The sequence below is a fragment of the Corynebacterium sp. p3-SID1761 genome (genome assembly GCF_055862885.1).
On the sequence record NZ_JBSQBJ010000001.1, the window covers coordinates 102,099 to 123,090 of the forward strand.

The window sequence follows — 20,992 nt, forward strand, 5'->3', positions numbered from 1 at the left end:
CTTGAGTTACAAGGAGAAGTTCATGGTTGATCACGCACGTGCTGCACGCATGGCCAAGCGCATCCAGCAGATTGTTGCCACGGCTATTGAGCGGCAGATTAAGGATCCGCGCCTGGAGTTCGTGACCATTACGGACGCGCGCCTCACCGGCGACCTCCACGACGCGACGGTGTTCTACACCGTGCGTGGTAAGACCGTGGACGCGGAGCCGGATACCGCTGCGGCGGAGGAGGCCTTGACCAAGGCGAAGGGACAGCTGCGCAAAATCGTTGGCGATCAGCTGAGCGTGCGCTTCACCCCGACCTTGAGCTTTAGCCTGGACACTGTGCCGGAGGCGTCAGCGCACTTTGAGGAGCTGCTGGCCAAAGCGAAGGCTCAGGACGAGGCTCTGCGTGCGCAGTCCGCCGGCGCCCGTCCGGCGGGTGACGAGGATCCGTACAAGTCTTGATTAAACAAGACGCTACTGCCGACCAGGCCGATGCCCGAAAAATTTTGGGATTGGCCTGGCCGGCCCTCGTTGTTTTGGCGGCCACACCGCTGTACTTGCTGTTAGATACGGCGGTCGTTGGTCGGCTGGGCGCTACCGACCTTGCCGCATTGGCTGCGGGCGCCACTGTTCTTAGCACTGTTACTACTCAGCTAACGTTCCTTTCGTATGGTACGACGGCTCGCGCTGCGCGTCATTACGGTGCAGGTCGCCGCGCTGCCGCTATCTACGAGGGGTTGCAGGCCACGTGGGTCGCGCTGGCGGTAGGAGCCGTGCTGGCGGTGTTGGTTTTCGCCTTTACTCCGCAGATTATGGGGTTGTTTACTAGTGACGCCGCCGTGGTCTCCGAGGCCACGAAGTGGATGCGAGTGACCTGTGGGTCCATCATCCCGGTGTTGTTCACCATGGCAGGCAATGGCTGGTTGCGCGGGATGTCGAATACTAAGCTGCCGCTGTGGTTCACGCTTGCCGGCGTGATACCGATGGCTGTGATCGTCCCACTGTCGGTGCAGCGCTTTGGGTTGGTGGGATCTGCGTATGCGAATGTTCTGGGGGAGAGTATTACCGCGGCGTGCTTCCTCGGTGCTCTGGTCGTGCATTGGCGAGCGGAGGGGGATGGGAAGTCTCTAGCTCCCAATTGGCTGGTGATTCGTTCTCAACTGGCGATGGGGCGTGATCTTATTTTGCGCAGCCTGAGCTTCCAGGCGGCGTTTATCTCTGCGGCTATGGTGGCAGGGCGTATGGGGCCTGCGCCTTTGGGCGCCCACCAGGTGTTGCTTCAGCTGTGGAATTTTCTCACCTTGGTTTTGGACTCCGTCGCAATCGCGGCGCAGGCACTGGTGGGTGCGGCCCTGGGAGCTGGGTCGTTTGCGGCGGCCCGCAAAGTAGGCGTGTCCGTGCTGCGGTTTTCCGTGGCGGCATCGCTGATTCTGGCCGCTGGTTTGGCGGCGGGGGCGCACGTCATCCCGCGCATCTTTACGACGGATGCCGATGTGCTCGCTACCATTGGCGGTCCGTGGTGGCTGCTGGTGCTTTTGGTCTTGGCTGGGGGCGTGGTTTTTGCGCTGGACGGCGTGTTGTTGGGCGCTGCGGATGCGGCATTCCTGCGTACCGCAACGATCATCTCGGTACTAGCGGGTTTCCTCCCTTTAGTGTGGCTGTCCTGGGCGTTTGGCTGGGGTTTGGTCGGCGTGTGGTGGGGCCTTTTTGCCTTCATCGTGATCCGTTTGATGTTCGTCAGCTGGCGCTTTAGTGGCGATAAATGGGATAACTAGTGTTACGCTTGTTAACACTTGTGACTTGAGCTGGAGAGGGGAGTACCCGATGCCCCGCACGCTGTGGGCGGTGAGCGACCTACACGTCCGTGCTCCCGGCAACAAGGACCTGGTACGTGATCTCGTTCGCCCCACGGATCCAGCAGACTGGCTGATCGTCGCCGGCGACATCGCCGAGGATCTGCCGTCCATCGAACGCACTCTCAGTCTGCTTCAAAGTCGGTTTGCACAGGTGATTTACACCCCTGGCAACCATGAGCTGTTCAGTCGCACGAGTGACCGCGTACATGGCCGCGCCAAGTACGATGCCGTCATCGCCACGGCGCAGCGCCTGGGAGTCCTTACACCGGAAGATCCTTTCCCGACATTCGCCGGTCGCACTGTCGCACCCCTGTTCACCCTTTATGACCATTCATGGCGTGATTCTTCTATGACGCCCACTGCAGCGTTGGCCGCAGCTCGCGACAAAGGCATAGTGCTCATGGATGATTTTGCGATTGCCCCTTACGAGGACATCGTGCTCTGGTGCCGCGAGCGACTGCGTTACTCAGTGCGGCGCCTGGCGGCAGTGGAAGGGCCAACAATCCTGGTCAATCACTGGCCTTTGGTGCGCGAGACGATGGTCAACGTAAAGCACAAGGAGATCGGCCTTTGGTCCGGTACACGGCACACACAGGAATGGCCGCAACGCTATGAAGCGGATGTTGTGGTTTATGGGCATTTGCATATTCCGGTAGAGTTTTCGCTCGGCAATGTAACGCACACCGAGGTCTCACTCGGTTACCCGAGAGAGCGGAAGATCACACTTCCGCCCCGCTTGGAAAAGAAACTATGGCCCTATCCGGTAGCCGTAGATAGCAGTTGGCGATAGCAGTTCGAGGAGGTGACAGCATGAGACAGAACGGAACCCTAATTACGGATCTCGACGATGTAGCCGTCGTGGAGAGTTTCGGCGCACAGCAGCCGACCATTCCGCGCGGATTGCTGCCTCGCGGTGCTGCGTGCGCCGAACTGCATAACGAGGCCGGGGATCTAAGCCAGTTCCATGCACTCTCAGCTGAGGAGCAAGAGCTGGTGTGTGGAGCTGTGGATCGTCGCAAGGCTGACTTTGGCGATTCCCGGTGGTGCGCCCACCAAGCCTTGAAGAACTTTATGGATGCCCACCCGCCGATTCTGCGTGGCCCCCGGGGCATGCCGTTGTTCCCCGAGGGCGTGGTTGGTTCGCTTACGCACACAGCGGGCTTCCGCGCTGCGTTGCTGGCACCTGCCCGCCGCTGGGCCTCAGTGGGAATTGACGCGGAAAAGGCGATTCCTCTACCCGAGGGCGTGTTCAACACCATCGCCCGGCCGGGGGAACAACGGCGCATTCGCCGCACAATGCGTGCCAACGATCTTCAGCTTTTGGACACGGTGCTCTTTAGTGCGAAGGAAGCCACCTACAAGGCGTGGTTCCCTCTGACACATCGCTTCTTGGATTTCGACCAGGCCGATATTGATCTGCGCGCCGACGGAACCTTCACCTCGTATCTGCTGGCTCGTCCGGTTCCGGTGCCGTTTATTCAGGGGCGTTGGATCATCCGCAACGGCTTGGTCATTACTGCGGCAGCTGTGCCGGCAAACTAGGCAAGGCCCGCAGGGCGGGCGACGAAGACACTGGCGGCACGCTTTCCTTTCTCCTCAATCAGCGCGATTGCGTGCCCGGATGGGGTGACCGCTGCGGTAACGCCCTTGTTACCCACCGGCTCGAGCCATTTGCCCAGGGAAAGGTCGACGCCTTCGGACTCGCTGATCTCTCGTGTGGCGAAGCAGCGAACCATAGCTTCGTCCAGGTTTAGCGTGAGCGAGGGGTTCGCGTCGAGTTGCTCCAATGTGCGAGCCTCTGAAATGTCGAAAGGCCCCACCGATGTGCGACGCAACATTGTCAGGTGACCGCCCACGCCCAAGGCAGCACCCACGTCCCGTGCAATCGCCCGAATATAGGTACCACTCGAACAGTGCACGGAAATGCTGACGTCGATGCAAGAGGGGGCGTCATTAACAACTACGTCGTGTACCTCCAGCGAGAAGATGGTAACGGGGCGCTCCGGCAAAACGACCTCGTGTCCCTCGCGAACTAATTCATGGGCGCGCTTGCCGTCGATCTTGATGGAGGAGACTGACGTTGGGCGTTGCATGATGTCGCCGATCTGAGTAGCGAAGGCCGCGCGGATCTGCTCCTCGGTAAGAGTCGCCAACTTCTCCGGCGAGGCGGTAAAGGTTATGTCGCCCTGTGCATCGTCGGTGTGCGTTGCCATACCGAGATGCACGGTCGCCTCGTAGCGCTTATCGTGCGCGACGACATGAGCCAAAAACTTTGTTCCTCTTTCGACGCCCACAACTAGCAGCCCCGTGGCCAGGGGATCGAGGGTGCCCGAATGGCCAACCCGGCGCGTACCCATGATCCGGCGGAGCTTGGCCACCATGTCGTGTGAGGTGGGTCCGGAGGGCTTATCGACCAAAACCACGCCGGAGCGGCTCAGGATGGAAGGGGTACTGCGTTGATTCATACTCACAGAGTATCGACTAGCATGCTTGACGTGAGTATCTGGTACGGACTGGACAGAATTCCCGAGCATCTAGCCGCTGGTGGCACCGTCGTGACCATCGGCGTGTTTGACGGTGTGCACCGTGGGCACCAAGAACTAGTAAAGCGCGCCGTTGCGCTGGCACATGAGCGAGGAGTGCCGAGCGTGATGTTCACTTTCGATCCACACCCGACGGTCGTGTTCAGGCCGTCTGCCGTTCCGCCGTTGCTGTCTAGCGTGCGGCGACGCGCCGAATTGGCCCATGAGTACGGTATCGATCATGTAGTCGTCGTCTCGTTCACAAAGGAGATCGCCAGCTGGTCCCCCGAGGAATACGTAAACAAAGTACTGGTGGAGCTTCTGAACGCGAAGGCCGTGGTGGTGGGGGATAACTTCACTTTCGGGCACAAGGCCGCGGGCACTTCAGCAATGCTGCAGGAGCTGGGCGAGGCGCGCGGAATGCGTGTGGACGTTCTGGGGCTCTTGGAGGATGGCGACCATGTGGTCTGCTCTACCTGGATCCGCCAGGCACTTGCCGAAGGCAACGTGGAGGGGGCGAATGAGGCGCTAGGTCGCAACTTCCGGGTGTCTGGGGAAGTAACTCACGGGGCAGGCCGCGGTGGACGGGCTTTGGGATTCCCTACGGCGAACTTGTACTTTGCCGATAAATTCGCCTTGCCCGCCGATGGTGTCTACGCCGGCTATGTGACGGTGCTGCCTGGTCATGGCATTGCCGCTGGAGCCACCGTGGGCACCATGCCGGTGGGTGAGCGCATGCCCTCCGCGATTTCTGTGGGCACTAACCCCACGTTCGGCCACGAACCGCGCAGCGTCGAGAGCTTTATCCTCGACCACGAAGCTGACCTATATGGTCTCGACATCGCCGTGGAGTTTGTCCACCGCCTGCGGGGGATGGAAACCTACAACTCGTTGGACGAGCTAATCGAGGCCATTGGGCGCGATGTCACCCAGACGCGCAAGGCGCTGGGATAGGCATGTAAGGCTAGGCATTTAAGGCTAGCGTTTTGGGTTAACACTGAACCACGTGCTAATATCCCCCAGGTTGAGCGACTGTGGTCTGCGGTAGTCGCCACTGTAACTTTTCGCGCGGACTGAAATAACTATCAAGGAGATTCATCCATGGCACTGTCCAAGGAACAGAAGACCGAGACTCTCAAGGAGTTCGGCCTGCACGAGACCGATACCGGCTCCCCGGAGGCTCAGATCGCACTGCTGACCGTTCGTATCCGTCAGCTGACCGAGCACCTGAAGTACCACAAGCACGACCACCACTCCCGCCGCGGCCTGCTGCTGCTGGTTGGTCGTCGTAAGGGCCTGCTGAAGTACCTGGCCGAGAACAACGTCGATCGTTACCGCTCCCTGATCGAGCGCCTGGGTCTGCGCCGCTAAGGCTCACTCCTAGATCACACGCCCGCCACCTCAAAGTCGCTTCTACCGCGACGAGGTGGCGGGCGTTTGTGCTACTTCGTGCTAGTCTTGGTGCCGGTTAAATACTAAAAGCCAATCGAATAGTGAAATAAATCTCCACGGTGGTGGCGTCGGCACCGAAGACCAGACGAAAAGTGAGCCGCCGTGGTGTGCAACGCAAGGTAACGCAGAAAGGCGATTGCGAAACTCCATCATGAGTACGAAGAAGCAGAACATTCAAGCAGAGCTCGTCGACCCGGACGCCGGGGTGTGGGAGGCAGAAGCCACCATCGACAACGGCGATTTCGGTACCCGCACCGTCCGCTTCGAGACCGGGCTGCTGGCCCGCCAGGCAGACGGCGCAGTGACGACGTACCTGGATGAGGACACGATGCTGCTGTCCACCACCGCAGCGTCCCGCCAACCACGCGAGGGAATCGACTTCTTCCCGCTGACTGTCGACGTGGAGGAGCGGATGTACTCCGTCGGCCGCATTCCCGGAAGCTTCTTCCGCCGTGAGGGGCGACCCGGTACGGATGCGATCCTGGCTGCTCGACTGATCGACCGACCTCTGCGTCCGACCTTCGTACGTGGCCTGCGCAATGAGGTGCAGGTCATCGTCACGGTACTGTCGATGGATCCGCAGGATCGTTATGACGTGCTGGCTATCAATGGCGCGTCGGCCTCCACTCAGCTGTCCGGTTTGCCGGTTTCCGGCCCGGTTGGCGGCGTGCGCATGGCACTGGTTGTGGATGAGGATCATGCAGAAGGTCAGTGGATCGCTTTCCCGACGCGTGAGCAGGAAGAGAAGGCTATCTTCGAGCTGGTTGTTGCCGGTCGCGTCACTGAGCCGGTGAAGCCTTCCCGCGGGCGTGGTCGCGGTCGTGGCAGGAACGCCAATGCTGGTGAGCCGAACGTGGCCGTCATGATGGTAGAAGCTGGCGCGACCGACACGGTTGTCGAGCGCATCGCCGAAGGTGCACCGGCTCCGACCGAAGAAGTCGTGGCGCAGGGTATCGAGGCCGCGAAGCCGTTCATCGCCACGCTGTGCGAGGCACAGACTGCGTTGGCGAAGGCAGTGGACGCCGAGACGCGTGAGTTTGAACTATTCCCGCCCTATGGCGAGGATGTCTATGCCTCGGTTGAGGCGGAGGCAAAGGACGCACTCGAAGACATCATGGCCATCGCGGATAAGCAGGAGCGCGATGAGGCTCTGGCCGCGAACATGCAGGAAAATGTCGACGAGTTGCTGGCGGAGTTCCCGGAGCGAGAGGCGGAGATTCGAGCCGCTCACAACGAGGTAACCAAGGCAGTGGTTCGCCGCCGCATCCTGGAGGAGGGCTTCCGCATCGATGGCCGCGATAGCACCACGATCCGCGACCTGGGTATCGTCGTGCAGCTCATTCCACGTGCTCACGGTTCCGCTCTGTTTGAGCGTGGCGAAACCCAGATCCTGGGCGTGACCACGCTGGACATGCTGAAGATGGAGCAGCAGATCGACTCGCTGGGTCCGGAGACTACGAAGCGTTACATCCACCACTACAACTTCCCGCCGTACTCCACTGGTGAGACTGGCCGGGTGGGCTCCCCGAAGCGTCGCGAGATCGGCCACGGTGCTCTGGCGGAGCGCGCATTGACGCCCGTTATCCCCAGCCGTGATGACTTCCCGTACACGATCCGCCAGGTGTCTGAGGCTCTTGGTTCCAACGGTTCGACCTCCATGGGATCCGTGTGTGCCTCTACGCTGAGCCTGTACAACGCGGGTGTGCCGCTGAAGGCTCCGGTGGCAGGCATCGCTATGGGCCTAGTGACGGGCAAGGTCGGCAAGAACGGCAAGGACAAGTACGTCACCCTGACCGATATCCTGGGCGCCGAGGATGCCTTCGGCGATATGGACTTCAAGGTCGCCGGTACGAGTGAGTTCGTGACGGCTCTGCAGCTAGATACGAAGCTGGACGGCATCCCCTCCGACGTGTTGGCGGAGGCTCTGCAACAGGCCCGCACCGCGCGCCTGGAGATCCTGCAGCTGATGAATGAGGCTATCGACGCGCCTGATGACATGAGCGACCTAGCTCCGCACATCTCCAGCATCTCCATCCCCCAGAACAAGATCGGTGAGGTTATCGGCCCGAAGGGTAAGACGATCAACCAAATCACCGAGGAAACTGGTGCGAATATCACCATCGAGGACGATGGTACGGTATTCATCTCCGCTGTCGGCGGCGAGTCTGCACGTCAGGCAGAAGAAAAGATCAATGCGATCGCTAACCCACAGCAGCCGAAGGTCGGCGATCGCTTCTTGGGTACCGTCGTGAAGACCACTGCATTTGGTGCTTTCGTTTCCTTGTTGCCGGGCAAGGACGGTTTGATCCACATCTCCAACTTGGGTGGGGACCGTCGCATCGAGCGCGTCGAAGACGAAGTCTCCGTGGGCGACAAGCTCGAAGTGGAGATCGCGGATATCGACAACCGCGGCAAGATCTCCCTGGTTTTGGTCGAAGAGAACTAGTCGCAAACTAGCTGGAAAGAGTGATTATTTTATGACTCGCATTGGTGTATTGGGCGCTCGAGGCCGTGTGGGCAGTGCCGTTGTGGCTGCCGTGGAGGCTGACGAGAACCACGAGCTGGTAGCTGCCATCGACCATGGTGATGACCTCCAGGCGTTGGTGGACAACAAGGCTGAGGTCGTGGTGGACTTCACTGTTCCCGATGCAGTGATGGGCAACCTCGAGTTCTGCATCAAGAACGGCATCCACGCGGTAGTAGGCACCACCGGCTGGACCGAGGAGCGCTTCGACACCGTTCGCGGCTGGCTCCAGGATGCTCCGCAGACTGGTGTGCTGGTTGCCCCGAACTTTGCTATCTCCGCTGTGCTGACTATGAAGTTTGCGGAGATTGCCGCGCCCTTCTTCGAGTCTGCCGAGGTTGTAGAACTGCACCACCCGAACAAGGTGGATGCTCCGTCCGGCACTGCTGTGCACACCGCAGAAGGTATTGCCCGCGCCCGCAAGGCCGCAGGTCTTGCTGAGCAGCCCGACGCCACAACACAGTCCCTCGACGGCGCACGTGGCGCAGACGTCCAGGGCGTGCCTGTCCACGCTGTACGTATGACCGGCATGGTTGCTCATGAGCAGGTCATCTTCGGCACGAAGGGGCAGACCCTGACCCTCAAGCAGGATTCCTACGACCGTGAGTCTTTCGTACCCGGCATCATGATCGGCGTGGAAAAGATTGGTGCAAACCCTGGCCTGACAATTGGGCTGGAAAAGTTCCTAGGCCTCGACGGCGGTGCAGAGGCCTAGTTCATGGCTACCGTTGCACCCCTACAGATAGATCTGGTTGGCCACACGGCTTTTCACCCTGTGGCAGATCTGGATTGGCACACCGACGCTGAAGACAGCGCGGCCTTAGTCGAGTTTGCAGGAAGAGCCTGCTACGAGACGTGGGATAAGCCCAATCCCCACACAGCCACGAATGCGGCCTATGTGCGACACATCATGGACGTCGGGCACACCACCTTGCTGGAGCATGCCAGTGCATCGATGTACCTGCGGGGAGTTTCGCGTTCCTGCAGCCATGAGATTATGCGCCACCGGCACTTCAGTTTTAGCCAGCTCTCGCAGCGATATGTGCCCGCGGATGAGGCACGTGTGGTGGTGCCTGAGGCTGTAGCCAACAATGCGGATCTCAAAAAGCTGTTTTTGCAGGCCGCTGATGTGGCATATGACGCCTACAGGGAGATTTTGGACGGCCTCGGCGAGGACTTCGCGGAGGAACCAAACGCCGTACTGCGCACCAAGCAAGCGCGACAGGCGGCCCGAGCGGTGCTGCCGAATTGCGTTGAGACTCGTTTCGTTATGAGTGGTAACTTCCGCAGCTGGCGACACTTCATCGCCATGCGCGCCGCCGAGCACGCCGATCCGGAGATTCGCCGGATTGCGGTGGCATGTCTCCGGCAGCTGCAGGCAGTGGCGCCGAATGTGTTCGAGGATTTTTCGATCACCCAGCTGCACGATGGCGGGGAAATGGCAACGAGCCCTTATGTAGGGGAGTCTTAGGGTAATTCGCCTCATTTGGCGCACAGCGAGTGCAAGACAATATCTAAACGCAAGGAAAAGCACCCAAATACGTGAGATTCTCGCGAAGGAAGGTAGTCTGGGAAGTCATGAGTACAGGTAACGCAGCAACAAGGGGATCCGCGCACTTCGGAACTATCTCTCTTGCGATGGTGACCCCTTTTAAGAAGGACGGCTCCGTCGACTTGGACGCGGGCGTGGCACTAGCAGGCCACTTCGTGGATGAGGGCTGCGATTCTTTGGTCTTGGCCGGTACCACCGGTGAATCACCCACCACGGGTGCGACCGAGAAGCTTGACCTGCTCAGAGCAGTACGATCCGAGCTCGGCGACCGCGTTAAGCTGATTGCCGGAAGCGGGTCTTATGACACAGCTGTCACCGTAGAAATGTCTCGCGCCTCGCAAGAGGCCGGTGCTGATTCTCTTCTGGTTGTGACCCCTTATTACTCCCGTCCCAGCCAAGAGGGTATTTACCAGCACTTCACGACTGTTGCGGACGCAGTGGATATTCCAGTGTGTGTCTATGACATTCCCTCCCGTTCCGTCGTTCCGGTGGAGCCAGAAACCCTGCGCCGACTGGCCGATCACCCGCAGATCGCCGCTGTGAAGGACGCCAAGGGCGACCTGGCCGCAGCCATGGAGCTCATCGAGAACACTGACCTGGCGTGGTACTCGGGCGATGACCCGCTGAACCTGCCGTGGCTGGCCGCAGGTGCCACCGGCTTTATCTCCGTGATTGGCCATGTGGCAACGCGACAGCTTAAGGAACTAAGGGATGCGTTCGACGCTGGCGATATCGCCACTGCCCGTAGCATTGCAGTGCAACTGCAGCCGCTGCAGAAGGCACAGGCTCGCCTCGGGGGCGTGACATTCGCGAAGGCAGCACTGAAGCTAAAGGGAAAGGACGTGGGTGCACCGCGTCTTCCCATCATCGAACCAACCGCCGCTGAGATGGATCAGCTGGCTCAAGACCTGCAGACAGCAGGGGTATAGGGAAAATATGACTGAACAACGTTCCCGAGGCCGCAAGGTGACTCGGAAGGCCGCTCCGCCGAGCGCGGAAGCGGAAGCACAATCGGATAACACCGCTGTCTCCAACGCTGAGGCTGCGACCGTTTTCAACGACGGTGGCGTCGCTAAGAACAACGGCGACAACAGCGAAAGCAATGGCGAAAATAATGGCGGTAACAACGGTGGCGGCAACAAGAACAACAACCGCAACCGGAACCGTCGCTCCCGCGGCCGTGGCCGTGGTGGCAATGGTGGTAACGGCGGTAATGGCGGCAACAATAAAGGCCGTGGCCGCGGTGGCCGTGGGGGCGACCGTCGCAAGGGCGCTCTGAAGGCTATGCAGGGTGCTGACTTGACACAGCGTCTGCCGAAGCCGCCGAAGCAGCCAAAGGGCAGCCTGCGCATCGTTGCGCTGGGCGGTATCTCCGAAATCGGTCGCAACATGACCGTCTTCGAGTACGAAGGTCGCCTGCTGATTATCGACTGTGGTGTGCTCTTCCCGAGCTCCGGCGAGCCTGGCGTGGATCTGATCCTGCCGGACTTTAGCTACTTGGAGGACAAGTGGGATCGCGTGGAAGCGCTGGTCATCACCCACGGCCACGAGGATCACATCGGCGCTATTCCATGGCTGCTGAAGCAGCGTGCCGATATCCCGATCATTGCCTCCCGTTTCACGTGTGCTCTGATCGCGGCGAAGACGCAGGAACACCGTCAGCGTCCGAAGCTCATCGAGGTTGATGAGAACTCGCACGAGAGTCGCGGACCATTCGATCTGCGCTTCTTCGCTGTGAACCACTCGATCCCGGACTGCCTGGGCATTGCCCTGAAGACCGGTGCTGGTCTGCTGGTTCACACTGGTGACATCAAGCTGGATCAGACCCCGCTGGACGGTCGCCCGACCGACCTGCCGGCGCTGTCTCGCTTTGGCGACGAAGGCGTGGATCTGTTCCTGTGTGACTCGACGAACGCGACTACCCCGGGCGTATCCGGGTCCGAGGCAGATATTGCGCCGACATTGAAGCGCCTGGTGCGTGACGCCAAGCAGCGCGTAATTATCGCCTCCTTTGCCTCTAACGTTTCCCGTGTGCAGTCCGCTGTGGACGCTGCCGTGGCAGCCAACCGCAAGGTTGCTTTCAACGGTCGCTCGATGATCCGCAACATGGAAATTGCCGAGCGCATGGGCTACTTGAACGTGCCACGCGGCACTATCGTTTCTATGGACGACGCCGCAAGGATGGCTCCCCACAAGGTCGTGCTGATTACGACTGGTACACAGGGTGAGCCGATGGCGGCTCTGTCACGCATGGCACGCCGTGAGCACCGTCAGATCACCGTTCGCGATGGCGACCTGATCATCTTGTCCTCCTCCCTGGTTCCGGGTAACGAGGAAGCGGTCTTTGGCGTAATCAACATGCTGTCTCAGATCGGCGCAACCGTCATTACTGGTCGTGACGCTAAGGTGCACACCTCTGGCCACGGTTACTCCGGTGAGCTTCTATTCCTGTACAACGCTGCCCGCCCGCGCAACGCTATGCCCGTACACGGCGAGTGGCGGCACCTGCGTGCCAACAAGGAACTGGCAATCAGCACTGGTGTGAACCCGAATAACATTCCGCTGGCGCAAAACGGTGTGGTCGTGGATCTCCATAATGGTCACGCCAAGGTTGTTGGCCAAATTACCGTCGGTAATCTCTACGTCGACGGCACCCGCATGGGTGACATTGACAGCAGCGTGCTGGAAGACCGCACGACGATGTCTGAGGGTGGCCTGATTTCGATCACCACTGTCATCGACAACCGCACCGGTCGTCCGCTGGAGGCGCCGAGCGTCCAGGCCAAGGGATTCTCCGACGACGCGCGCGACATGCTGAAGGAAATCCAGGAGAAGGTCGATAATGTGATGATCGACCTGGCTGGCGAGGGAGAGAACGATCCATATCGCATGGCCCAGGCTATCCGCCGTAAGGTGGGCAAGCTCATCTCTGATAAGTGGAACCGCAAGCCGATGATCGTGCCGACCGTCGTCCCGATGAGCTCCGAGATTGTTGAAGAGCTCGAGGAGGAAGAAGCCCGCGAGTCCATCTAGCTTTTCGCTACGCTTGGGTGGCATGGAACCTTATAACGTAAGTACCTCCCAGGCAGAGCGCGAAGCGCTGGCAGATCTTCTACAGCAGTCCGGTCCTGATGCACCTACGTTGTGCGAGGGCTGGACTGCACGTGATTTAGCGGTTCATTTGGTGATCCGCGAGTATCGTCCGGATGCCGCTGCCGGCATGTTCTTTAAAGGGCTGGCGAATCGACTGGATACCGTAAGTCACGACTACGAGTCCAAGCCATTTGCCGAGCTGGTGGAGATGTACCGCAATGGCCCGCCCACGTGGAATCCAATGCGTTTGGCAGACAAATACGCCAACCTGGCCGAGAACTTTATTCACCATGAGGATCTGCGACGTGGGGGAGGAGATAACTCTCCGCGTGATTTGGCAAATTCTGCCCGAGAGAGCCTGTGGAAAGCCGTAAGCAAGATGGCGAAGTTCTGTCTGCGCTCCTCACGCATTCACGTCGTTATAGAGCGAACGGATGGCGCGGAGGCAGCAGTGGTGCGGGCTGGAGCCGATACCCCCGACGAGGTACGGGTGAGCGGTGACGCCGGGGAGCTGTTGCTATGGCTCTATGGGCGCGATTCTGTGGCCAACGTCACGCTCACACCGGGGGACGAGGCTACTGTAGCTCGCATTAAGCGACACATCTTCTAGCGATCTTTTTTAGAACAAAGCGCGTGTTGCTCATGTGACTACTGTGATTGCTGCGACTAAAGTGGTGGCCATGTCTGTCACTAGTCGCTCTCGTAGCTCAGCGCCCCGCAGTAGGGGTTCGCACGCCAATCGACCGAGCTCCAGCCGGCGCGGTGGGTTCGAGGACACGCGTGCCGTTTCGCCGGTCAGCTCAGGCTACTCTGGCTTCGGTGACACGGGGGACTTTGAACGCACCGGCAGCGCCTTTGGTGTGGTGGGTCATTCCCTTGGCTCGGCCTTTAGTGGTGCAGCGCGCGGGATTGGCGGCTTGACTCGTCGCCTCGCTTCCCGCGGTAATGCAAGCGACTTTGACACTTTTGATGATGCAGATTTTCTAGAGGAGGCGGAAACGCAGGTGATCTCCAAGCGGGGTGGCCAGCGAGGATCTCGATCGAGTCAAGCGAAAAGGCTTGACAAGCGTCGTGGTGCTCGCGCCAGCGACGACTGGACGCCGGATACTGAGGACGATGGTTTCGACGCCGACTTCAGTGCCGAAGATCCCAACATGAGCAACGAGCCAGCGCGCATTGGAGGTTCCTACGACGGCGCCGCGATTGGAGTGTTCGCGGTAGCTCTGATCCTTGCCGGAACCTTGTGGTTCGGCGTTGGTGGTGCAGTGGGTAATGGAATTGCTGGACTACTGACTTGGATCATTGGCGCGGGTGGATACGTCGTCCCCATCGCCATGGCTTTTGCCGCCTGGGTACTGATGGTGGGCGTCGAAAGAACCCAACGCTCGACGGCTCGTCTGTGGCTGGGGACGGCTCTCATTGTGCTACCGATGCTGGGGTTGATTCACCTCTTTGCCGGACAGCCCACGGACGCTTCGGGCAAATCCGCTGCGGGCGGTCTGGTCGGTCAGGCCATTGGTACGCCGATGGCAGTCGGCTTCAGCACCTACCTCGCTATTCCGTTGCTGCTTCTGGCCATTGTTTATGGTGCGCTGCAGCTCACAGGACTGACCGTAAAGCAGATCTACAACCTGGCTGCTGATTTCCTGGGGGTCGGAAATTGGCGGAGTTCTGGCAATGTCGACGGCTCCGAGGACTATGACTCCTTTGACGAGGATGACCAATACGGTCACGTAGATCACGAGATCACACGCGCGGCACGTCGAACCCCGATGGACAATTACCCGGTTCAGACTAGACAGGATGAAGACGACTCGAATGAGACTCTCGTCCTGGATACGCCGAAGAAGCGCAAGCGTAAGCCCCAGCCGAAGAAGCCCGCACCCCAGGTGCAGGATGTTGCGGAGCTACTGGATGACGACGAGACGGAGGCTCCAGCACCAGCACCCACGCCTAAGTCTGAGCCCAAGAAGGAGCCACAACCCAAGCCACGGGCGAAGAAGGATCCTGTCGCCAATTCTCGCGATTCTGTGCGACAGGCTATTGTCGCTCGTTCCGGCATAGATGCATCGGCCATTCCAGCCTCGACGCCCAAGTCGGAATTGGAAGAGGATGTGCCTGAGGGCGTCGTAAAGAAGGACAGCGACTACGCCTTGCCTTCAACGGACCTGCTGCTCAACGGCGACGCGCCGAAGACCCGCAGCGAAACGAATGATCGGATGATCGAGGCGATCTCCGATGTATTCGAGGAATTTAATGTCGACGCGCAGGTGACTGGCTTTAGCCGTGGACCGACAGTAACGCGCTACGAGGTCGAACTGGGCCCGGGTGTGAAGGTTTCCAAGATCACCAACCTGCAATCCAACCTGGCCTACGCAGTAGCCACCGACAACGTGCGCCTGCTCACCCCTATCCCCGGCAAGTCTGCCGTGGGTATCGAGGTGCCCAACTCCGACCGCGAGATGGTGCGTCTGGGCGACGTGCTGGAAGCACCTAAGGTGATTTCCGACCACGACCCGATGGTCATTGGCCTGGGTAAGGATATCGAGGGCGACTTTGTGGCGCACTCTATTCAGAAGATGCCGCACCTGCTCGTGGCCGGTTCTACGGGCTCCGGTAAGTCGGCGTTTGTGAACTCGATGTTGGTGTCACTGCTGACCCGTGCGACTCCGGACGAGGTTCGCTTGATCCTGGTGGACCCGAAGATGGTGGAGCTGACCCCTTACGAGGGCATTCCGCACCTGATCACGCCCATCATCACCCAGCCGAAGAAGGCCGCCGCGGCCCTTAACTGGCTGGTGGAGGAGATGGAGCAGCGGTACATGGACATGAAGGCCAGCCGCGTGCGCCACATCAAGGACTTCAACCGCAAGGTCAAGTCCGGTGAGATCACGACTCCTTTGGGATCCGAGCGTGAGTACCGTCCGTACCCCTACATCGTGTGCGTGGTGGACGAGCTCGCCGACCTGATGATGACTGCCCCGCGTGAGATCGAAGATTCGATCGTGCGCATTACCCAGAAGGCCCGCGCTGCAGGTATCCACCTGGTGCTCGCAACGCAGCGTCCTTCCGTCGACGTGGTCACCGGTTTGATCAAGACGAACGTGCCTTCCCGCTTGGCCTTCGCCACTAGTTCCTCGACGGACTCCCGCGTGATCCTGGACCAGGGTGGTGCCGAGAAGCTGATCGGCATGGGCGATGGATTGTTCATCCCGCAAGGAGCCGGCAAACCACAGCGCATTCAGGGTGCTTTTGTCACCGATGAGGAAATCAGCGCTGTTGTCGAGGCCGCAAAGACCCAGGCCGAGCCTGACTATAGGGAGGGCGTGACTGAGGACAAGGCCGCAGAGGCGAAGAAGGATATTGACCCGGATATCGGCAACGATCTGGAAGATCTGTTGCAAGCCGTGGAGCTGGTTGTTACCAGCCAGTTCGGTTCGACGTCCATGTTGCAGCGTAAGCTGCGCATTGGTTTTGCCAAGGCCGGCCGCCTAATGGACCTCATGGAGACCCGCGGAGTGGTCGGACCCTCTGAAGGCTCCAAGGCACGCGAGGTGCTGGTGAAGCCGGAAGAGCTTGAGACGATGCTGTGGATGATCAAGGGGGCTAACCCCGAGGATGCGCCTAAGGAGGTCATGGACGCCGAGGCGTCTGCCGCCGTTGAATCCGACGGCGTCGACGACTCAGATTCCGACACTCGCGTGGTCTCCGCGAACCCGCCGAGCGGACTCGTGTAAGGTTATCGACTGTTGGAGGGGAGTACCCTTACGCCAAATTCTTCGGCGCCCTCGACATTGATCGTCAACACGGCAGGTTTAATCCTCCCGGTCATGTCGGCTCGTCACTTCGGTGGAACGGGCAGGGGAGACCTCCGGTCTTTTTAGTGACGCCATTTAACGACCGGAGGATTTTTAATGGAAGTAAATGCTCTTACTTGGATCATCACCATTGTGGTGGTAGCCGGATTCTTTGTCTTCGACTTTTATAGTCACGTCAAGACGCCCCACGAGCCATCGATGAAAGAGTCGGCGCTATGGAGCCTTTTCTATATCGCGCTGGCCTGCTTGTTCGGTGGGTTCCTGTGGCTGACATGGGGTGAACCGGGCAATCCACACCAGCATGGCATGGAGTTCTTCGCAGGCTATATCACCGAGAAGGCCTTGAGCGTCGATAACCTCTTCATCTTTGCGCTGATCCTGAGCTCGTTTAAGATCCCCCGCAAGTACCAGCAAAAGGTACTGCTCATCGGCATCGCCCTGGCGCTGATCCTGCGCGGTGTTTTCATCGCCCTCGGTGCAGCGATTATTGAGGCTTGGTCCGATGTGTTCTACCTCTTCGGCTTTTTCCTGCTGTGGACGGCCGCCAAGTTGCTGTGGGATGAGATCTCCGGTGAGGAGGAGCAGGATCCGCAAGACATGATGATTATCAAGGCAGTGCGCAAGTTTATTCATGTCTCGGATCACTACGAGTCGGATCGCCTGTGGTTCAAGGAAAATGGCAAGAAGGTACTGACGCCACTTTTCATTGCCCTGGTGGCCGTCGGATTCGTAGACGTGCTGTTTGCACTCGACTCCATCCCTGCCATCTACGGCATTACGAGCGAACCGTACATTGTGTTCACGACTAACGCCCTGGCACTACTGGGATTGCGGCAGCTGTACTTCCTGCTGGATGGCTTGCTGGATCGTCTGGTGTACCTGTCCTACGGTCTATTCATCATTCTGGCCTTCATTGGAACGAAGCTGATTTTGCACGCTCTTCACGAAAACAACTTGCCGTTTATTAACGGCGGCCAGGGGCTGTCGGTTCCTGAGGTATCCGTGGAAGTATCGCTGCTGACGATTGTGGGCGTGCTGATTGTGACAACAGTGCTGAGCCTTACGGTGGGCAAGAAGAACGCACAGGAAAACGAAGAGACCTCCGCGGTAGGATAGGTATCTGTGAATACTTCAGCACCGCGATCTTCGTTTGGAACGTTTGTCCATAGCGTGAGTTTGCCGAATGTCCTCACGTGCGTTCGCATTGCTCTGATCCCGGTGTTCCTATGGTTGATTCTGACTTCGGGGGATTGGGAGATCGCCGGGGCAGAAAGCGATCGGGCGCACCGCTGGTGGGCACTGCTGGCTTTTTGCCTGTTGATGTTTACCGACCAGCTGGATGGCTTTCTAGCGCGGCGTTACGAGGTCATCACCGACTTCGGAAAGCTCGCGGATCCAATTGCCGATAAGGCATTGATGATTTCGGCTTTTGTCAGCCTGAATATTCTCGGCGAGCTGCCGTGGTGGGTAACGGCAATTGTTGTTGTACGCGAGTTGGGAATTACCGTCTGGCGAATGGTGTTGGCTCGTCAGGGCAACGTCGTTCCTGCCTCGAAGGGCGGTAAGCTAAAGACCGTGCTGCAGACTCTGGCTGTGTTCCTCTATATCCTCCCATTCGGCGGGGTGGTACAGACCATTGCGATGATCGTTATGGGTGTGGCCGTTGTCCAAACAGTCGTCACTGGTGTGCAGTACATCCTCGACTCACGCAAGGAAAACGCCTAAATGCCCGTGAACCTGGCCGCACAGCATTTGGTCACCGAGTTCACCCGCAGTGGGCGAACCATTGCCACGGCTGAATCCCTCACTGCAGGTCTATGCGCGGCCACTATTGCAGAGGTACCGGGAGCATCAGCGGTTCTGCGAGGTGGCGTCATTGTCTATGCGACCGACACCAAACACGACCTAGCGGGAGTAAGTGAACAGACTCTCAAAGAGCACGGGCCGGTGGCTGCGGAGACGGCGGCTGAGCTCGCAGAGGGTGTAGCTGGGCGATGCAGTGCCGATGTGGGAGTAGCACTCACAGGAGTGGCCGGGCCGGATCCCCAGGACGGTCACCCGGTGGGCGAGGTGTTCATTGGCATTTTTGATAGCTCGCGGGGCGTGCGGGTGGAGAACCTGTATGCGGAATTCATCCAAAGGCTTGAGACTGGCGAGTTCGCCGGATTGGATTCTGTGGAGTTAAGGGCGAAGATTCGCCTGTTCAGCGTAACCCGCGCGTTGGAGTTAGCGAGCGAGTAGACTGGCGGGAACAAATTCGCCGCCAGAGACGTTGGGATGATTGATGAGTCACAATACGATGGTCATGGATACGGTAGCGGTTGAGCGTCCGAGCGAGCGGATGCCGGCGGATGAGCCACTCCTGCGTGAAGCGTTGGGGGCGACGCTGAAGGAATACCGCACAAACAACGGTTTCACGCTGCGGCAATTGGCTGCGTTGGCGAACGTCAGTCCGGGATATCTTTCCGAATTGGAACGCGGACGCAAGGAGGTTTCCTCTGAGCTGCTGGCCAGCGTGTGCCACGCGATGGCGGTATCGGTGGCTTCGGTGATTTTGGAAGCAGCGTCGATGATGGCTCTGGATGCCGCAGCGGCAGAACTGGCCGCGAACATGGCGACGAGTGCGGGGGAACGGGCACGTACATAGGGCGAGACGACCCCTAAACTTGTTAGAATCATTCGCGTAAAACGAAAATTTTTTTAACCCTTAAACCCCTTAAAAGGAGCCAGAACCCCCATGGCTAATCCGTTTGTGAAGGCGTGGAAGTACCTAATGGCACTCTTCGACAATAAGATCGAAGAGAACGCTGATCCGAAGATTCAGATCGAACAGGCCATCGCCGAAGCACAAAAGCAGCACCAGGCTCTTTCCCAACAGGCCGCTGCGGTGATTGGAAACCAGCGTCAGCTGGAGATGAAGCTGAACCGCCAGCTCGAGGAAGTTGAGAAGCTGCAGGCTAACACCAAGCAAGCGCTGAACCTGGCCGATAAGGCTCGCTCGCAGGGCGATGAGCAGAAGGCAACGGAGTACGAGAATGCTGCCGAGGCTTTTGCGGCCCAGCTGGTGACCGCCGAGCAGTCGGTAGAGGATCTGAAGAGCTTGCACGATCAGTCCTTGCAGCAGGCGGCACAGGCCAAGCAGGCGGTTGAGCGTAACTCCATGCAGCTGCAGCAAAAGGCGGCGGAGCGTACGAAGCTGCTAAGCCAGCTGGAGCAGGCCAAGATGCAGGAAAAGGTCGCTGACTCCCTGAAGTCGATGGATGCCGTTGCTGCCAATGGCACCCCGAACCTGGATCAGGTGCGCGAGAAGATTGAGCGCCGTTATGCCAATGCCCTCGGACAGTCCGAACTCGCACAGAACTCCGTTCAGGGACGTATGGCTGAGGTAGAGCGTGCGGGTATCCAGATGGCGGGTCATTCCCGTCTGGAGCAGATTCGCGCGGAGATGAATAGCGGCCAGAAGCAGCCGCAAGCCATTGAACAGGCCCAGCCACAGGCAGGGGCCGTCAGCCAGGACGCTGTCGCCGAACGTATGCGTCAGCTACGCGGCGAGAGCTAGTTACCCACCCCACGGGATTTCAGTGCCTCGCCTAGACGGCGGGCGCGCAAGAGGCTGCGGACTATCACTGGCACGCCGAAGGCCAGCACGGAGCGCGATGCGCCCCGTGCTTTTCTTGCGTCTAACACTTCGTTGACCGTTAGAGCGGTCAAGGGAATGAGGCGGATAGTCAGCGCCATGAGAAGGCTGATAGTTTCCACCGGCAGGCCAATCCGGCCCAATGGGCGAAGTCCTGCTTCCACCGCGTCCATGAGTGCCACGATGGTCGTGGTCAATGTTAGAAGCGTGGCCATCGATACTGCGGAGAGGATCACGACAAAATAGGTCAGCGCTGTGGAGAAGTCACGTTGCCACCACAGCAATAGCGCGAAGGCGACCAGCAGCAGTGACGGTGCAACAAGCTGTCGCAGCACGAGTTTGAAGGGAATCTGCGCCACGAGAAAGCACAGTGCCGTGATGCCCGCGACCACTGTGGCTTGCCATAGCTCGGTAGCCCAGATGGCACTGCCGACCAGGAAAATGAGCAGCAAGAAAATTTTTAAGCCCGGAGGTGTGCGGTGAACCGGGGAGTTCCCAGGGTGATAGACGGATAGTGGCACATGGATGTGCAGTGATTTTGCCATCGGTTGT

The 20,992-nt window shown here is 59.2% G+C and carries 20 protein-coding genes; 18 read left to right on the forward strand and 2 right to left on the reverse strand.

The annotated features are described in order from the left end of the window. Positions 1–22: 22 nt before the first annotated feature. Genes rbfA through ACWXWJ_RS00460 form a run of 4 tightly spaced genes read left to right on the forward strand, consistent with a single transcriptional unit; the run spans position 23 to position 3,384 of the window. Entirely contained in the window at positions 23–448 is a 426-nt protein-coding gene (gene rbfA / locus ACWXWJ_RS00445; protein ID WP_293790135.1) for a 30S ribosome-binding factor RbfA, read from the forward strand. After that, positions 445–1,761 (forward strand): MATE family efflux transporter, encoded by a 1,317-nt coding sequence (locus ACWXWJ_RS00450; RefSeq protein ID WP_473963204.1) that lies wholly within the window; start codon positions 445–447, stop codon positions 1,759–1,761. Before rbfA ends, ACWXWJ_RS00450 begins: the two co-directional genes overlap by 4 nt. Positions 1,762–1,810: 49 nt before the next feature. Next, the gene (locus tag ACWXWJ_RS00455) at positions 1,811–2,632 is read left to right on the forward strand and encodes a metallophosphoesterase family protein (RefSeq protein ID WP_473963205.1); all 822 of its coding nucleotides are present in this window, start codon (positions 1,811–1,813) and stop codon (positions 2,630–2,632) included. Between the two features lie 20 nt (positions 2,633–2,652). Continuing rightward, positions 2,653–3,384, forward strand: coding sequence for a 4'-phosphopantetheinyl transferase family protein (locus ACWXWJ_RS00460; protein WP_448308239.1), 732 nt, complete (start codon positions 2,653–2,655; stop codon positions 3,382–3,384). Here the strand turns inward: ACWXWJ_RS00460 and truB are convergent. Then, a complete protein-coding gene (gene truB / locus ACWXWJ_RS00465; RefSeq protein WP_473963206.1) occupies positions 3,381–4,307 on the reverse strand; it encodes a tRNA pseudouridine(55) synthase TruB in 927 nt (308 codons plus the stop codon). The two genes, ACWXWJ_RS00460 and truB, sit on opposite strands and share 4 nt — an antisense overlap. Before the next feature lie 30 nt (positions 4,308–4,337). On the opposite strand from truB, the gene ACWXWJ_RS00470 reads away from it, so the two are divergent. From ACWXWJ_RS00470 to ACWXWJ_RS00535, 14 genes are all read left to right on the forward strand, one after another. After that, positions 4,338–5,318 (forward strand): bifunctional riboflavin kinase/FAD synthetase, encoded by a 981-nt coding sequence (locus ACWXWJ_RS00470; RefSeq protein WP_473963207.1) that lies wholly within the window; start codon positions 4,338–4,340, stop codon positions 5,316–5,318. Positions 5,319–5,465: 147 nt separating this feature from the next. Further along, positions 5,466–5,735, forward strand: coding sequence for a 30S ribosomal protein S15 (rpsO, locus tag ACWXWJ_RS00475; RefSeq protein WP_005295163.1), 270 nt, complete (start codon positions 5,466–5,468; stop codon positions 5,733–5,735). Between the two features lie 232 nt (positions 5,736–5,967). Continuing rightward, on the forward strand, positions 5,968–8,262 hold the full coding sequence (locus tag ACWXWJ_RS00480; protein ID WP_293790152.1) for a polyribonucleotide nucleotidyltransferase: 2,295 nt from the start codon (positions 5,968–5,970) through the stop codon (positions 8,260–8,262). 31 nt (positions 8,263–8,293) lie between these two features. Continuing rightward, a complete protein-coding gene (gene dapB / locus ACWXWJ_RS00485; RefSeq protein WP_473963208.1) occupies positions 8,294–9,055 on the forward strand; it encodes a 4-hydroxy-tetrahydrodipicolinate reductase in 762 nt (253 codons plus the stop codon). A gap of 3 nt (positions 9,056–9,058) precedes the next feature. Continuing rightward, positions 9,059–9,811 (forward strand): FAD-dependent thymidylate synthase, encoded by a 753-nt coding sequence (gene thyX, locus ACWXWJ_RS00490; protein ID WP_293790158.1) that lies wholly within the window; start codon positions 9,059–9,061, stop codon positions 9,809–9,811. 107 nt (positions 9,812–9,918) lie between these two features. Further along, positions 9,919–10,821, forward strand: a complete 903-nt coding sequence (gene dapA, locus ACWXWJ_RS00495) for a 4-hydroxy-tetrahydrodipicolinate synthase (RefSeq protein WP_473963209.1) — start codon at positions 9,919–9,921, stop codon at positions 10,819–10,821. Positions 10,822–10,828: 7 nt separating this feature from the next. Further along, positions 10,829–12,925, forward strand: coding sequence for a ribonuclease J (locus ACWXWJ_RS00500; RefSeq protein WP_448308245.1), 2,097 nt, complete (start codon positions 10,829–10,831; stop codon positions 12,923–12,925). Positions 12,926–12,947: 22 nt separating this feature from the next. Further along, positions 12,948–13,595, forward strand: a complete 648-nt coding sequence (locus ACWXWJ_RS00505) for a TIGR03085 family metal-binding protein (protein WP_473963210.1) — start codon at positions 12,948–12,950, stop codon at positions 13,593–13,595. Positions 13,596–13,665: 70 nt separating this feature from the next. Further along, the gene (locus ACWXWJ_RS00510; RefSeq protein ID WP_473963211.1) at positions 13,666–16,722 is read left to right on the forward strand and encodes an FtsK/SpoIIIE family DNA translocase; all 3,057 of its coding nucleotides are present in this window, start codon (positions 13,666–13,668) and stop codon (positions 16,720–16,722) included. Positions 16,723–16,899: 177 nt separating this feature from the next. Then, positions 16,900–17,919, forward strand: coding sequence for a TerC family protein (locus ACWXWJ_RS00515; RefSeq protein ID WP_473963212.1), 1,020 nt, complete (start codon positions 16,900–16,902; stop codon positions 17,917–17,919). 6 nt (positions 17,920–17,925) lie between these two features. Then, positions 17,926–18,528, forward strand: coding sequence for a CDP-diacylglycerol--glycerol-3-phosphate 3-phosphatidyltransferase (pgsA, locus tag ACWXWJ_RS00520; protein WP_293790174.1), 603 nt, complete (start codon positions 17,926–17,928; stop codon positions 18,526–18,528). Continuing rightward, positions 18,529–19,044, forward strand: coding sequence for a CinA family protein (locus ACWXWJ_RS00525; RefSeq protein WP_473963213.1), 516 nt, complete (start codon positions 18,529–18,531; stop codon positions 19,042–19,044). Positions 19,045–19,102: 58 nt separating this feature from the next. Continuing rightward, positions 19,103–19,450 (forward strand): helix-turn-helix domain-containing protein, encoded by a 348-nt coding sequence (locus ACWXWJ_RS00530; RefSeq protein ID WP_448308288.1) that lies wholly within the window; start codon positions 19,103–19,105, stop codon positions 19,448–19,450. Between the two features lie 90 nt (positions 19,451–19,540). Then, complete coding sequence (locus ACWXWJ_RS00535) at positions 19,541–20,362, forward strand: PspA/IM30 family protein (RefSeq protein ID WP_293790180.1); 822 nt, start codon at positions 19,541–19,543, stop codon at positions 20,360–20,362. Here the strand turns inward: ACWXWJ_RS00535 and ACWXWJ_RS00540 are convergent. Next, complete coding sequence (locus tag ACWXWJ_RS00540) at positions 20,359–20,985, reverse strand: CbiQ family ECF transporter T component (protein WP_293790183.1); 627 nt, start codon at positions 20,983–20,985, stop codon at positions 20,359–20,361. The two genes, ACWXWJ_RS00535 and ACWXWJ_RS00540, sit on opposite strands and share 4 nt — an antisense overlap. Positions 20,986–20,992: the final 7 nt, after the last annotated feature.

What these genes read in the sequence shown, in the direction of transcription:
- rbfA (WP_293790135.1), top strand. Translation starts at nt 23, where the DNA reads ATGGTTGATCACGCACGTGCTGCACGCATGGCCAAGCGCATCCAGCAG.
- ACWXWJ_RS00455 (WP_473963205.1), top strand. Translation starts at nt 1,811, where the DNA reads ATGCCCCGCACGCTGTGGGCGGTGAGCGACCTACACGTCCGTGCTCCC.
- ACWXWJ_RS00460 (WP_448308239.1), top strand. Translation starts at nt 2,653, where the DNA reads ATGAGACAGAACGGAACCCTAATTACGGATCTCGACGATGTAGCCGTC.
- truB (WP_473963206.1), bottom strand. Translation starts at nt 4,307, where the DNA reads ATGAATCAACGCAGTACCCCTTCCATCCTGAGCCGCTCCGGCGTGGTT.
- rpsO (WP_005295163.1), top strand. Translation starts at nt 5,466, where the DNA reads ATGGCACTGTCCAAGGAACAGAAGACCGAGACTCTCAAGGAGTTCGGC.
- ACWXWJ_RS00480 (WP_293790152.1), top strand. Translation starts at nt 5,968, where the DNA reads ATGAGTACGAAGAAGCAGAACATTCAAGCAGAGCTCGTCGACCCGGAC.
- dapB (WP_473963208.1), top strand. Translation starts at nt 8,294, where the DNA reads ATGACTCGCATTGGTGTATTGGGCGCTCGAGGCCGTGTGGGCAGTGCC.
- thyX (WP_293790158.1), top strand. Translation starts at nt 9,059, where the DNA reads ATGGCTACCGTTGCACCCCTACAGATAGATCTGGTTGGCCACACGGCT.
- dapA (WP_473963209.1), top strand. Translation starts at nt 9,919, where the DNA reads ATGAGTACAGGTAACGCAGCAACAAGGGGATCCGCGCACTTCGGAACT.
- ACWXWJ_RS00500 (WP_448308245.1), top strand. Translation starts at nt 10,829, where the DNA reads ATGACTGAACAACGTTCCCGAGGCCGCAAGGTGACTCGGAAGGCCGCT.
- ACWXWJ_RS00505 (WP_473963210.1), top strand. Translation starts at nt 12,948, where the DNA reads ATGGAACCTTATAACGTAAGTACCTCCCAGGCAGAGCGCGAAGCGCTG.
- ACWXWJ_RS00510 (WP_473963211.1), top strand. Translation starts at nt 13,666, where the DNA reads ATGTCTGTCACTAGTCGCTCTCGTAGCTCAGCGCCCCGCAGTAGGGGT.
- ACWXWJ_RS00515 (WP_473963212.1), top strand. Translation starts at nt 16,900, where the DNA reads ATGGAAGTAAATGCTCTTACTTGGATCATCACCATTGTGGTGGTAGCC.
- ACWXWJ_RS00525 (WP_473963213.1), top strand. Translation starts at nt 18,529, where the DNA reads ATGCCCGTGAACCTGGCCGCACAGCATTTGGTCACCGAGTTCACCCGC.
- ACWXWJ_RS00530 (WP_448308288.1), top strand. Translation starts at nt 19,103, where the DNA reads ATGGTCATGGATACGGTAGCGGTTGAGCGTCCGAGCGAGCGGATGCCG.
- ACWXWJ_RS00535 (WP_293790180.1), top strand. Translation starts at nt 19,541, where the DNA reads ATGGCTAATCCGTTTGTGAAGGCGTGGAAGTACCTAATGGCACTCTTC.
- ACWXWJ_RS00540 (WP_293790183.1), bottom strand. Translation starts at nt 20,985, where the DNA reads ATGGCAAAATCACTGCACATCCATGTGCCACTATCCGTCTATCACCCT.